This is a genomic window from Streptomyces sp. NPDC041784 (assembly GCF_055591025.1).
Window position 1 is genome coordinate 236,594 of sequence record NZ_JBVJAB010000001.1, and the last position, 12,594, is coordinate 249,187.

General features: G+C 72.8%; 10 protein-coding genes. 1 reads left to right on the top strand and 9 read right to left on the bottom strand.

Translation table 11 applies throughout. The features are described 5' to 3' along the window. The first annotated feature begins 3 nt into the window (after positions 1–3). On the top strand, positions 4–270 hold the full coding sequence (gene rpsT / locus ACZ6D7_RS01100; RefSeq protein WP_469482020.1) for a 30S ribosomal protein S20: 267 nt from the start codon (positions 4–6) through the stop codon (positions 268–270). A 202-nt stretch (positions 271–472) separates the two neighbouring features. Here the strand turns inward: rpsT and ACZ6D7_RS01105 are convergent, their stop codons facing one another. From ACZ6D7_RS01105 to leuS, 9 genes are all read right to left on the bottom strand, one after another. Further along, positions 473–871 (bottom strand): nuclear transport factor 2 family protein, encoded by a 399-nt coding sequence (locus ACZ6D7_RS01105; protein WP_469482022.1) that lies wholly within the window; start codon positions 869–871, stop codon positions 473–475. Between the two features lie 136 nt (positions 872–1,007). After that, on the bottom strand, positions 1,008–1,994 hold the full coding sequence (gene holA / locus ACZ6D7_RS01110) for a DNA polymerase III subunit delta (RefSeq protein WP_469482024.1): 987 nt from the start codon (positions 1,992–1,994) through the stop codon (positions 1,008–1,010). A 188-nt stretch (positions 1,995–2,182) separates the two neighbouring features. After that, complete coding sequence (locus ACZ6D7_RS01115; RefSeq protein ID WP_469482026.1) at positions 2,183–2,428, bottom strand: hypothetical protein; 246 nt, start codon at positions 2,426–2,428, stop codon at positions 2,183–2,185. A gap of 135 nt (positions 2,429–2,563) precedes the next feature. Continuing rightward, the gene (locus ACZ6D7_RS01120) at positions 2,564–3,445 is read right to left on the bottom strand and encodes an arylamine N-acetyltransferase family protein (RefSeq protein ID WP_469482028.1); all 882 of its coding nucleotides are present in this window, start codon (positions 3,443–3,445) and stop codon (positions 2,564–2,566) included. Positions 3,446–3,449: 4 nt separating this feature from the next. Beyond that, a complete protein-coding gene (locus ACZ6D7_RS01125; RefSeq protein WP_469482980.1) occupies positions 3,450–6,107 on the bottom strand; it encodes a ComEC/Rec2 family competence protein in 2,658 nt (885 codons plus the stop codon). Between the two features lie 65 nt (positions 6,108–6,172). Beyond that, the gene (locus ACZ6D7_RS01130; protein WP_469482030.1) at positions 6,173–7,258 is read right to left on the bottom strand and encodes a ComEA family DNA-binding protein; all 1,086 of its coding nucleotides are present in this window, start codon (positions 7,256–7,258) and stop codon (positions 6,173–6,175) included. A 152-nt stretch (positions 7,259–7,410) separates the two neighbouring features. Next, positions 7,411–8,256, bottom strand: coding sequence for a DegV family protein (locus ACZ6D7_RS01135; protein WP_469482032.1), 846 nt, complete (start codon positions 8,254–8,256; stop codon positions 7,411–7,413). Between the two features lie 166 nt (positions 8,257–8,422). Further along, complete coding sequence (locus ACZ6D7_RS01140; protein ID WP_469482034.1) at positions 8,423–9,160, bottom strand: hypothetical protein; 738 nt, start codon at positions 9,158–9,160, stop codon at positions 8,423–8,425. Between the two features lie 210 nt (positions 9,161–9,370). Then, entirely contained in the window at positions 9,371–12,244 is a 2,874-nt protein-coding gene (gene leuS, locus ACZ6D7_RS01145; RefSeq protein WP_469482036.1) for a leucine--tRNA ligase, read from the bottom strand. Between the last annotated feature and the right edge of the window lie 350 nt (positions 12,245–12,594).

The window sequence follows — 12,594 nt, forward strand, 5'->3', positions numbered from 1 at the left end:
TTCGTGGCGAACATCAAGTCCCAGATCAAGCGGATCAAGACCAACGAGAAGGCTCGGCTGCGCAACAAGGCCGTCAAGTCCTCCCTGAAGACCGCGATCCGCAAGGCCCGCGAGGCCGCTGCCGCGGGTGACGTCGAGAAGGCCACCGAGTACGAGCGCGCTGCCGCGCGCCAGCTCGACAAGGCTGTCTCGAAGGGCGTCATCCACAAGAACCAGGCCGCCAACAAGAAGTCGGCGCTTGCTTCCAAGGTCGCTTCCCTCAAGGGCTGAACCTCTTCCTGATCTGACCGCCGGAAGGACCCAGAGCGGGCCCTCTCTCATCCGCTCCCGACCGGCACCCCGGAACCGCGCGCGGCCTGCGTTCGCCACGCGGGCGCGGATCCAGCAGCTTGAAGCGAAGGCCCCGGCCGCTCGCCCTTCCCCAGGGCGGGAGCCGGGGCTTTCGGCATGCTCAGGACGACATTCGACATGCTCACGACCAGAACGCGTTGCCCTTGTCCATGTCCTCGACGCACTCGTCCAGGTCGCTGATCTTGTCTCCGACGATCCGGAAGACGATGCCGCCGTTCTCGTCGATGTGCTTGTCGCCCCGGTCGGCGGTGAAACGGTGCACGGTCATGGCGTGCCCGCGGCCGTCGACGAAGATGTTGAGCAGCTCCACCCGGAACGATCCGCCCGTCTCCGAGTAGAGCCGGCCGTAGTAGTCGTTGAGGACCGAGTCGATCCCCTTGTAGTCCCCCGACAGCGGGTGGGAGCCGGGTACGTGGTGGGTGCAGTCCCCGGTCATCATCGCGCGCAGGGTGTCCATGTCCCCACGCTGGAACGCTTCGTAGCCCTTGCGGACGAGAGCCGCGTGCGGGTGTTCAGCCATGGCGAGCGCCACCTTTCCCGGTCCGGCGATGGACGGCTGGTACGCACGATTCTCCTCTCCGGAGCGCCTGTCGGCCTCCGGAACGGCTGCCCAGCGGCCTCGGGAGCGGCCGCCTGTCGACCCCGGGAACGGCCGCCTACCGACCTCGGGAGCGAGCGGCCCGCGCGATGGCCACGACCGCCTTCTCCAGGGCGTACTCCGGGTCGTCCCCGCCGCCCTTCACGCCCGCGTCCGCCTCGGCCACGGCCCGCAGGGCGTAGGCCACCCCGTCGGGCGTCCAGCCCCGCATCTGCTGCCGGACCCTGTCGATCTTCCACGGCGGCATGCCCAGCTCCCGCGCGAGATCGGCGGGGCGCCCGCCGCGCGCGGAGGACAGCTTGCCGATCGCCCGGACGCCCTGGGCCAGCGCGCTGGTGATCAGCACGGGCGCGACGCCGGTGGCCAGCGACCAGCGCAGTGCCTCCAGCGCCTCCGCGGCCCGCCCCTCGACGGCCCGGTCGGCCACGGTGAAGCTCGACGCCTCCGCCCGCCCGGTGTAGTACCGCCCGACGACGGCCTCGTCGATGGTCCCCTCGACGTCGGCGACCAGCTGCGTCACCGCCGAGGCCAGCTCCCGCAGATCGCTGCCGATCGCGTCCACGAGGGCCTGGCAGGCCTCGGGCGTGGCCGACCGCCCGGTCACCCGGAACTCCTGCCGCACGAACGCCAGCCGGTCCGCCGGCTTGGTCATCTTCGGACAGGCCACCTCCCGCGCCCCCACCTTGCGCGCGGCGTCCAGCAGCCCCTTCCCCTTGACCCCGCCGGCGTGCAGCAGCACCAGCGTGATCTCCTCGGCGGGCGCCCCGAGGTACGCCTTCACGTCCTTGACCGTGTCGGCCGAGAGGTCCTGCGCGTTCCGTACGACCACGACCTTGCGCTCGGCGAAGAGCGACGGGCTGGTCAGCTCGGCGAGCGTGCCGGGCTGCAACTGGTCCGGGGTCAGATCACGCACGTCCGTGTCCGCGTCGGCGGCCCGAGCGGCGGCCACCACCTCCTGCACGGCACGATCAAGCAGCAGCTCCTCCTGGCCGACGGCAAGCGTCACCGGGGCGAGGGGGTCGTCGGTCGCACTCTTCCTGGCCATCCCTGAAAGCATCCCACGAGCCACTGACAACCCGGCGGTCGCCTGAAACCGACGACCGCCGTCAGCAGCCCTCCGCACGGCCCTCAGCAGCGCAGCGCAGCGCACCGCACCGCCGTCAGCAGCCCTGCCGCACCGCCCTCAGTGGCGCGGCGCCGCCCTCAGCAGTCGGGCGCTCCCGGCGGAGCGCGCTAGGGCTCCTCACGCCATCCGTCCCACTCCCCCGCGAACTCGTCCAACGCCTCCGCGTCCAGCCGCCCCTCCTCGTCCCGCAGCACGACCAGCCACTGCGCGTCCTCCGCGTCGTCCTCCCCGGCCAACGCGTCGCGGACGATCCGCGGCTCCTCCGCCACCCCGAACCGCTCCCCGAGCGCCTCCGCCGCCTCCTGCGCGGCATCGCGATCCGGCAGCACCAGCACATGTCTCACATCGCTCACGCACCCATTTTCCGGTACGCCGGCGGAGCGACCGCGACGGGTCGGACCTTCCCGCACGATCTGTACGTCCAGCCCGGCCGGTGACGGGCGCGAGGCCCTCACGCGACTCGCCCCCATGGGACCGGCGTCAGTGCCTCACACCGCGCCGCCCCCGCCTCTCACCGTCGGCACCTCCCCCAACTCGATCCCGAACCGCTCCCGGTACACCGCCAGCACCTCCTCGTCCGTCCCCAACTCCCGTTCCTCGCTCGCCCCGTCGAAGGCCGTCACCTTCAACCGGCGTCCGCTGAGCGTGACCCTCCCGCCGTCCTCCGTGATCCGCGAGCAGACCAGCGACTTCGTGAAGTGCGACTCCGGCGCCGTGCGGTGCCACCAGGCACCGGCCGCGAAGTCGCGCAGCGCCCGGGGCCGCATCTCCAGGCGGTACTCGCGCGCGCCGTTGCGCTCGACGTCCAGGTCGGCCGCCTCGGACCACCGCGCCGCCCGCCCCATGCCGCCCTTCACCCCGGCCGTGTCCGGACCCGCCTCGACGATCCGGAACAGACCCCCGGGATCCTCCTGCTCGGCGCGGTCGTCCCAGCGGAGCGGATAGTGGCTGTGCGCCCCGAACCCCACGTCCGCCAGCCAGTCCCCGGCGTCCACCGTCCGCACCCGCAGCGCGAGATGGTCGTACGGGATCCCGAGCCGCCCCTCCTCCCCGTACACCCGCGCGGCGAGCAGCGTCACATCGAACCCCAGCTCCGCCAGCAGCGCCCCGAACGCCCCGTTCAGCTCGTAACAGAACCCTCCCCGGTGCCTGTCGACGATCTTCTCGACCAGCCGCCCCGCGTCCAGGTCGATCTCCTCGTCGAGATGGACCGACAGGTTCTCGAAGGGCACGGCCCGCAGATGCCGCAGATGCAGCTCACGCAGGACGTCGAACGTGGGCCACGCGGGCTGCTCGGCCCCGAGGCGGCGCAGATAGGCATCGACCAGACGGGCGTCGAGCCGGAGGGAATCGACCGGTGCGGAATCCATGCCCTCAGTGTCGCGCCACCCGCAGCGCCGCGCCGGTACCCACGACCGCCAACGCCCCGTCCTGGTCCGTCCGCAGCACCGTCGCACCGCCCGCGCGCAGCGCCGCGACCGTGCTCGGGGCGGGATGCCCGTACGGGTTGTCCGCACCGCACGAGATCAGCGCGAGCCGTGGCGCCACCGCGCGTATCAGGTCCGGGTCCTGGTACGCCGACCCGTGGTGCGCCACCTTCAGCACGTCCACCTCTCTCAGCAGGCCCGCCACCGGTGAGCGCGCCAGCGCCCGCTGGGCCGGGGGTTCGAGATCCCCGAGCAGCAGCATCCGCAGCCCGGCCGACCGCACCAGCAGCGTCACGCTCGCGTCGTTCGGCCCCTCGGGCTCCGGTACCTGCCGCGGCGGCGGCCACAGCACCTCCCAGTCGAGGGAACCGGCCCTGCGCCGCTCTCCCGCCACGGCCCGCACGACCGGCACCTTCCGCGCCGCCGCCTCCCTCCGCACGAACTCCGCCTGCGCCAACGGCTCCTCGAACCCGGTGGTCTCGATGGCCCCCACCTCCCGCCCGCGCAGCACCCCGGGCAGCCCGGCGACATGGTCGGCGTGGAAATGGGTCAGGACGACCAGCGGCACCCTGGTGATGCCGAGCGTGCGCAGACAGTGGTCGACCAGCGCCGGATCCGGTCCGGCGTCCACCACCACACCGGTGCCCGGGCCCGCCGCGAGCACCGTCGCGTCGCCCTGCCCCACGTCGCACATCGCCAGCCGCCAGCCCGGCGGTGGCCAGCCCGTGAGCACCCGGGTCAGCGGCGGCGGCTGCACCACCGCCAGCACGAGCAGCACCCCGCAGACCGCGCACAGCCACGGCCGCCCCAGCAGGCGCCGCCCGAGCAGCACCACCACGGCCGTGACGAGGGCGAGCAGCAGCGCGCCGCCCCAGCCGCCCGGCCAGTCCACTCCCCCGCCCGGCAGCGCCGCCCCGGCCCGGGCGATGCCCGCGATCCATCCGGCCGGCCAACTCGCGCACCAGGCCAAGGCCTTGGCCACCGGCATCGCCACGGGCGCCGTCACCAGCGCGGCGAAGCCCAGCACCGTGGCCGGCGCCACCGCGAACTCCACCAGGAGGTTGCACGGCACCGCCACCAGGCTCACCCGCGCCGACAACACCGCCACGACCGGCGCGCACAGGGCCTGCGCCGCCCCCGCCGCCGCCAACGCCTCCGCGAGCCGCGGCGGCACCCGGCGCCGGCGCAACGCGGCACTCCAGCGCGGCGCCACCGTCAGCAGGGCTCCCGTGGCGAGCACCGACAGCAGGAATCCGTAACTCCGGGCCAGCCACGGGTCGTACAGCACCAGCACCAGCACCGCCGTCGCCAGCGCCGGCAGGAGCGACCTTCGGCGGCCGGTCGCGAGGGCGAGCAGGACGACGGCTCCGCAGGCCGCCGCGCGCAGCACGCTCGGGTCGGGCCGGCACACGACGACGAACCCGAGGGTGAGCCCTCCGCCGAGCAGTGCGGTCGCCCGCAGGGAGACGCCGAGGCGCGGCGCCAGGCCACGCCGCTCCACGCGTTGCGCCAGTCCGGGCGGCCCGAGGAGCAGCGCGAGGATGATCGTGAGGTTGCTTCCCGAGACGGCCAGCGTGTGGGCGAGGTCCGTCTCGTCGAACGCCTCGTCCAGCTCCGGTGTGATCCGTCCGGTGTCCCCGACGACCAGTCCCGGCAGCAGCGCCCGGGCGTCCGCGGGCAGCCCGTCGGTGGCCTCCCGCAGACCGGCCCGGAGCCGCCCGGCCAGCCGCTGGGCCTCGGACGGCTGCCCCACGACCGACGGCCGCGCGCTGTCCCGTACCCGCAGCACACCGGCGATGCGGTCCCCTCCGGCCGACGCGGGTGCCAGCCGTCCGGTCACCCGCACCCGGGTGGACGGCAGCAGCCCGAGCCACGGCGACCTTTCCGCCGCGCCCGCTCCCTCATGCGCTCCCCGATGCGCACTCTCACCCGCTCCCTCACCCGGTCCCTCCTCCGCTCCCTCCTCCACGTCCACGATCACGTCCACGATCATCAGCACCGGCGCCCGCGTCACCACGGCCGTGCCGTCCGCGCCGTCGACGCGGCGCACCTCCGCGTCCACCAGCACCGCGTCGGGCGTCACGCGATCCCCTCTGACCCGGGGCCGGCTGAGCCTCGGATCGGACGTGATCTCGACCTCGGCCGTGACGGTCGCGTACTCCCGCACGAGCCCCGGCACCGGCCCCCGCCGCACATCGGCCCCGTGCAGCCCCGCGGAGACGGCTGCCGCGCCGACACAGAGCAGGGAGGCGGCGACGGTGGCACGCGCCCAGAGGCCCCGGGTCGACGGCGGGGACGTACGCGCAGACCGGCGTGGCCAGGACGGACGTGGCAGGGACCCACGTGGCAGAGACCCGCGCGGCAGAGACGCGCGTGGCAGAGACCCGCGTGGCAGGAACCGGCCTCCCCTCCCGCGCGCCCCCAACAAGGCACCCGCAACGACCACACACACCAGCGCGACGCCGATCGCCACCTCCGGCGACGCGTCCAGCGCGAGCGCCGCCGTGGCCCAGGCCGCGAGTGCGGGCGGGACCAGGCGCAGATCCGCCGGCCCCTCCTGGCGCGGATGCGCGTCGCCCAGCCGATTCCCGGAGGCCGCGTGCACGGCCTGCCGAGCCCGGCGGCCCGGACCCGCCCGGACGTCCCTGACGGCGGTCTCCTCCTCGCCCCTCATGGCCGTACGAGGTTCCGCAGGTCGGCGTAGCGCCGCTCGCCGATACCGTTGACCTCGCGCAGTTCGTCCACCGAGCGGAAGCCGCCGTGCTGCGTGCGGTAGTCGACGATGTGCTGCGCCAGGACGGGCCCCACACCCGGAAGCGTGTCGAGCTGTTCCACGGTGGCCGTGTTGAGCGAGACCACAGCCGCGGGGCCGGCCCCGACACCCGCCCCGACACCCGCACCCGCACCCGCACCGACAGGGCTCGCCGGCCCACCCCCGGCTCCCGGTGCGGGCGGCGCCGGTCCCCCGACCACCACCTGTTCGCCGTCCACGAGGAACCGCGCCCGATTGAGGCCGTCGGTGTTCGTTCCCGGCCGCACCCCACCGGCCGCGGTCAACGCGTCGACCACCCGCGAACCGGCCGGCAACCGATGGATCCCGGGCTTGCGGACCTTCCCGCCGACGTCCACCACGATCTCGGCCCCGGGCGCGCCGGCGGCACCGCCCGACGCGGCGGCCGAAGCTCCGGAGGCGGCTGGAGCCGCGGAGACCGCCGCCCCCTTCCGCTCCTCCACCTCGTAGGGCGCCGCCGCCCGCACCACCTCCGGTGCCCGCACGGGCTCGGCCCGCCCGGCCCAGAAGTGCTGCACGGCGAAGCCCGCGCCGACGACCAGCACCACCGTCAGCGCCAGCACGCTCCGGCGTTCGAGGCCGCACCGCGCCTGCACCCACACCGGCATCCGCTCCCGCAGCGCCGCCCCGGCCCGCTCCCACCGGCCACCGGCGTCACCAGCCCGCTCCTCGACGCCCTCGGTCCCGGAGGCATCGGCGTCCGAGCCGCCCGCTCCCGGGCCCTCGTAGCTGACCGGCGGCGGCCCCGTCCCCGACTCCCGCCGTTCCACGGTCCGTTCGGCGAACAACGCCTGCGCACGCCGCCGCAGTTCCTCCGCCGAAGCATGCCGGTGCCCGGCCCGGCCGGGACCGGACGGACGGCGACGGAGACGACGTGGGGAGGTGCGGTGCCGCCCGTCGGAGCCGGGACCCCGGCCGGGACCGCTGGTCGGAAACACGGTGCGGGTGCGTGATCGAAGTGCCATGCCCCGAGGATCGGACACTTCACCGCATCGCGATGATCTTGCTCAATTTCCGGGGAATACCACCCAGTTGTGGATAACCAGCCCACTCACACGAGTGAAAGACCCCCCGTAGCAACACGAGTGAACGACCCCGGTAGCAGAGCGAGTACCGCTCAACGAGGCGAGACCACGGCTCCCAGCAACCCCGGCCCCGTGTGCGCCCCGATCACCGCGCCGACCTCGCTGACATGCAGATCCGCCACCCCGGGCACCCGCTCCCGCAACCGGTCCGCGAGCGCGGCAGCGCGCTCCGGAGCGGCGAGGTGGTGCACGGCGATGTCGACCGCGGCGCTCCCCGCCCGGTCGGCCACCAGCTCCTCCAGGCGGGCGATCGCCCTCGACGCCGTCCGGACCTTCTCCAGGAGTTCGATGCGCCCCCCGTCGAGCTGGAGCAGCGGCTTCACCGCGAGCGCGGAGCCCAACAGGGCCTGGGCGGCGCCGATCCGACCGCCACGGCGCAGATAGTCGAGGGTGTCGACGTAGAAGTAGGCGGAGGTGCCGGCGGCCCGCTTCTCCGCGGCGGTGACCGCCTCGTCGACCGTGCCACCCGCCTCCGCCACCTCGGCAGCGGCGAGCGCGCAGAAGCCGAGGGCCATCGCGATCATGCCGGTGTCCACCACCCGCACCGGCACCGGCACCTCCCGCGCCGCGACGACCGCCGCGTCGTACGTGCCGGACAGCTCGGCGGAGAGATGGAGGGAGACGATGCCGTCGGCGCCGGACTCGGCGACCCTGCGATACGTCTCGGCGAAGAGCTGAGGGCTGGGGCGCGAGGTGGTGACGGGGCGTCGCTTCTGGAGCGCCTGGGCGAGGGAGCGGGTCGAGATCTCGGAGCCCTCTTCGAGGGCCTGGTCGCCGAGGACGACGGTCAGGGGCACCGCGGTGATGCCGTGACGCTCCATCGTCCGCTGCGGCAGGTAGGCCGTGGAATCCGTGACGATCGCGACATGGCGGGACATGAGCTGGAGGTTACCTGGCGTAGCCCCCGGACGGCAGCCCAGCCCCTCCCACCTGCGAGGGCCTTGACCGAATCAGTACCACGCGAGGACACACCGCGGCACGGTCCCTGGCGCCAACACGATCCCCCGCGCATCAAGGTCGTGCTCTCTTCAGGTCGTGCTCTCGTCAGGTCGTGCTCTCCGGGCGCGGCTTCTTCTGCCACGGATAGGTGGGGCGCGGTCCGGGCGGAGTGATGGCGGGCCGGGTCGGCTCGTCGGCCGTGCGCGCCTCGGGCGTCTTCGGCCAGGTCTGCTCCGGCGTCGCGCCGTCGGCGGCGGCCGGGGCCTCCGGCCACGGGGGCGGGGCCGACGGGGACTCGGGGGTGGTCCAGTGCCGCAGGGCGCCGGCCTCGACGTCGATCTGTGCGCTGAGGGTGTCCAGGTCGTCCTGCGCGAAGCGGCTGGCGCGGTCCCGGGCGGCCCAGCGAAGCGCGTCGGCGGACTCCGTGATCCGCTCGGTGCGCTCCCGCAGGGACGGCAGCCGCTCGGTGAGCGTCGCCCGGTCCGGCTCGGACTCCAGGCGCTTGAGTTCGGCGTCCAGCTCGTGACCGTGTGCGCTGAGGCGCTCGAAGAGGCCGAGGGACTCCTTGAGAGACGCGTCCTCGGCCACGCCCGCGTGCAGGGCTTCCTGTGTGGCGCGCATCGAGGTGCGCAGCTTGAGGCGGAGCTGGGCGACCTCGCCGGCCGGCCCGAGCTGGGCGAAGGACTTGGCCCGCAGGGTGTGGTCCTCGACCGTGCGGCGGGCCTGGGTGATGGTGCGGTCCACACCGCGTTTGGCGGCGCCGACCACCTTCACCGTGGCGTAGGCGCCGAGCGCCAGGAACAGCACGACGAGCAGGGCGAAGATTGCGACGACTGCTTCCACGAGCTCCTCCTCCGGCCTGCCACGACACACCTCGCGCCGCTCACATCGCGCCGCACGTACACGCCCGCTCCCCAGCACATACGCGCCCGCTCTCAAAACGGTAAACGCAAAGGGCAGGTCCGGAGTTCCGGCAGAACCCCGAACCTGCCCGCACAGCACCCCTAGGGGACAGGGAGGACGGCTCTCCCTAGGGGGACAGCCGGGACGGCACTACGCCGGAACGATGTTCACCAGCTTCGGCGCCCGCACGATCACCTTCCGGATCCCCGCACCGCCCAGCGCCTTGACCACGTTCTCGTCGGCCAGCGCCACCTTCTCCAGCTCCTCGTCGGAGATGGCCGGCGACACCTCCAGCCGCGCCTTGACCTTGCCCTTGATCTGCACGACGCAGGTCACGCTCTCGTCCACGACGTACGCCGGGTCGGCGACCGGCAGGTCCTGGTGGACGACCGAGTCGGTGTGGCCCAGCTTGCGCCACAGCTCCTCGGCGATGTGCGGGGCCAGCGGCGCGACCAGCAGCACCAGGTCCTCGGCGACCGTGCGCGGCAGCGCCCCGCCCGCCTTGGTCAGGTGGTTGTTCAGCTCGGTGATCTTGGCGATGGCGGTGTTGAAGCGCAGGCCCTCCAGGTCCTGGCGGACCCCGTCGATCGCCTTGTGCAGGGCACGCAGCGTCGTCTCGTCGGGCTCGGCGTCGACGACGGTGACCTCACCGGTGGACTCGTCGACGATGTTCCGCCACAGGCGCTGGAGCAGGCGGTACTGGCCGACGACCGCGCGGGTGTCCCACGGGCGCGACACGTCCAGCGGGCCCATCGCCATCTCGTACAGGCGCAGGGTGTCGGCGCCGTACTCGGCGCAGATCGCCTCCGGGGTGACCGCGTTCTTCAGGGACTTGCCCATCTTGCCCAGCTCGCGCTTGACCGGCTCGCCCGCGTGGAAGAAGCCGCCGTCGCGCTCCTCGATCTCGGTGGCCGGCACCGGGAAGCCCCGGCTGTCACGGTAGACGTAGGCCTGGATCATGCCCTGGTTGAACAGCTTGTGGAACGGCTCGGCCGAGGAGACGTGGCCCAGGTCGAACAGGACCTTGGACCAGAAGCGCGCGTACAGCAGGTGCAGCACGGCGTGCTCGGCGCCGCCGACGTACAGGTCGACACCGCCGTGCGGCTGCCCCTCGCGCGGGCCCATCCAGTACCGCTCGATCTCCGGGTCGACCAGCTGCTCGCTGTTGTGCGGGTCCAGGTAGCGCAGCTCGTACCAGCAGGAACCGGCCCAGTTGGGCATGGTGTTGGTCTCGCGCCGGTACCGCTTCGGCCCGTCGCCCAGGTCCAGGGTGACGTCGACCCACTCCGCGTTGCGCGACAGCGGCGTCTCGGGCTGGGTGTCGGCGTCGTCCGGGTCGAAGGTGCGCGGCGAGTAGTCCTCGACCTCCGGCAGCTCCAGCGGCAGCATCGACTCGGGCAGCGCGTGGGCGACGCCGTCCTCGTCGTAGACGATCGGGAAGGGCTCGCCCCAGTAGCGCTGGCGGCTGAACAGCCAGTCGCGCAGCCGGAAGTTGACGGTGCCCTCGCCGATGCCCTTGCGGGCCAGCCACTCGGTGATGCGCGCCTTGGCCTCGGCGACGGGCAGGCCGTCCAGGGAGATGTCGTCGTTGGCGGAGTTGATGATCTTCGCGTCGTACGACCCGAAGGCGTCCTCCCACGTGGACGTGTCGGTGCCACGGCCGTCGGTCGGCTCGACGATGCAGGTGATCGGCAGCTCGAAGGCGCGGGCGAACTCGAAGTCGCGCTGGTCGCCGGCCGGGACGGCCATGATCGCGCCGGTGCCGTAGCCCATCAGGACGTAGTCGGCGATGAAGACGGGTACCCGCTCGCCGTTGACCGGGTTGGTCGCGTACGCGCCGATGAAGACGCCGGTCTTGTCCTTGGCCTCGGCCTGGCGCTCGACGTCGGACTTGGACGCGGCCTGCGCGCGGTACGCGGCGACGGCCTCGGCCGGGCTCGCGTGGCCGCCGGTCCACACGTCGTGGGTGCCCTCGGGCCAGGTGTCCGGGGTGAACTTCTCGACCAGCGGGTGCTCGGGGGCCAGCACCATGTAGCTCGCGCCGAACAGGGTGTCGGGGCGGGTGGTGAAGACGGTGATGCGCTCGCCGTCGATCGGGAAGTCGACGCGGGCGCCCTCGGAGCGGCCGATCCAGTTGCGCTGCTGCAGCTTGATGGCCTCGGGCCAGTCCAGCGCGTCCAGGTCGTCCAGCAGGCGGTCGGCGTAGGCGGTGATGCGCATGTTCCACTGGCGCAGCTTGGCCTTGAAGACCGGGAAGTTGCCGCGCTCGGAGCGGCCGTCGGCGGTGACCTCCTCGTTGGCCAGCACGGTGCCCAGTCCGGGGCACCAGTTGACCGGCGAGTCGGAGGCGTAGGCCAGCCGGAAGTCGCCCAGGACGTCGGCGCGCTCGCCGGCGCTCAGTTCGTTCCACGCGCGCGTGTGGCCCGGTACGGCGCGTTCACCGGACTCGAACTGGGCGATCAGCTCGGCGATCGGACGGGCCTTCCCGGCCTCGTCGTCGTACCAGGAGCCGAAGATCTGCAGGAAGATCCACTGGGTCCACTTGTAGTAGTCCGGGTCGATCGTGGCGAACGACCGGCGCTTGTCGTGGCCCAGGCCCAGCCGGCGCAGCTGGGACTTCATGTTGCTGATGGCGGCCTCGGTGGTGACCCGGGGGTGCTCACCGGTCGCCACGGCGTGCTGCTCGGCGGGCAGGCCGAAGGCGTCGAAGCCCAGGGTGTGCAGGACGTTGTGCCCGGTCATCCGCTGGTAGCGGGCGAAGACGTCGGTCGCGATGTAGCCCAGGGGGTGGCCGACGTGCAGGCCCGCACCGGAGGGGTACGGGAACATGTCCATGATGAACTTCTTGGGCCGGGCGACGACCGCGGGGTCGCCGGCCAGGTCACCCTTGGGGTTGGGAGCGGCGTACGTGCCCTCGGCGTCCCAGAAGTCCTGCCAGCGTGCCTCGATCTCGGCGGCCATGACCGCCGTGTAGCGGTGCGGCGCGGCCACCTCGGCAGTGGCAGCGGGGTTCGTCTCGCTCATGATCCTCAAAGCTCCATCGATCGTCTCTGCCAGCGGCTGTGTCATCCGGAAACGAAAAATCCCCTCGCACAGGAGGGGACGCCGCGCCGATTCCGAGCCGTCCGGTTCACCGGCGGTCGGGACTGATCAGCGCGGCTCGCTAAGCAGAAGGCGTACGGCACGCATGGCGCTAGGGTACCGCAGCCCCTGATCGGGCCGCGACGGACTTCCCGGCGACTTGAGCAGACGGGCACGCGCGTGCGTATCTCACACGGACACCGGGCGCACCCGGCGGAGCTGAAGCTGAACAAAGGTCAAGGATTACTTCGCGTAACAGCCACTAAGGGGACATCGGAACGTCCCCGTTGTCA

Bases quoted from the DNA above. Each gene is read 5' to 3' on its own strand.
- ACZ6D7_RS01105 (WP_469482022.1), bottom strand. From the start codon at position 871: ATGGCTGAACACCCGCACGCGGCTCTCGTCCGCAAGGGCTACGAAGCG.
- holA (WP_469482024.1), bottom strand. From the start codon at position 1,994: ATGGCCAGGAAGAGTGCGACCGACGACCCCCTCGCCCCGGTGACGCTT.
- ACZ6D7_RS01120 (WP_469482028.1), bottom strand. From the start codon at position 3,445: ATGGATTCCGCACCGGTCGATTCCCTCCGGCTCGACGCCCGTCTGGTC.
- ACZ6D7_RS01130 (WP_469482030.1), bottom strand. From the start codon at position 7,258: ATGGCACTTCGATCACGCACCCGCACCGTGTTTCCGACCAGCGGTCCC.
- ACZ6D7_RS01135 (WP_469482032.1), bottom strand. From the start codon at position 8,256: ATGTCCCGCCATGTCGCGATCGTCACGGATTCCACGGCCTACCTGCCG.
- leuS (WP_469482036.1), bottom strand. From the start codon at position 12,244: ATGAGCGAGACGAACCCCGCTGCCACTGCCGAGGTGGCCGCGCCGCAC.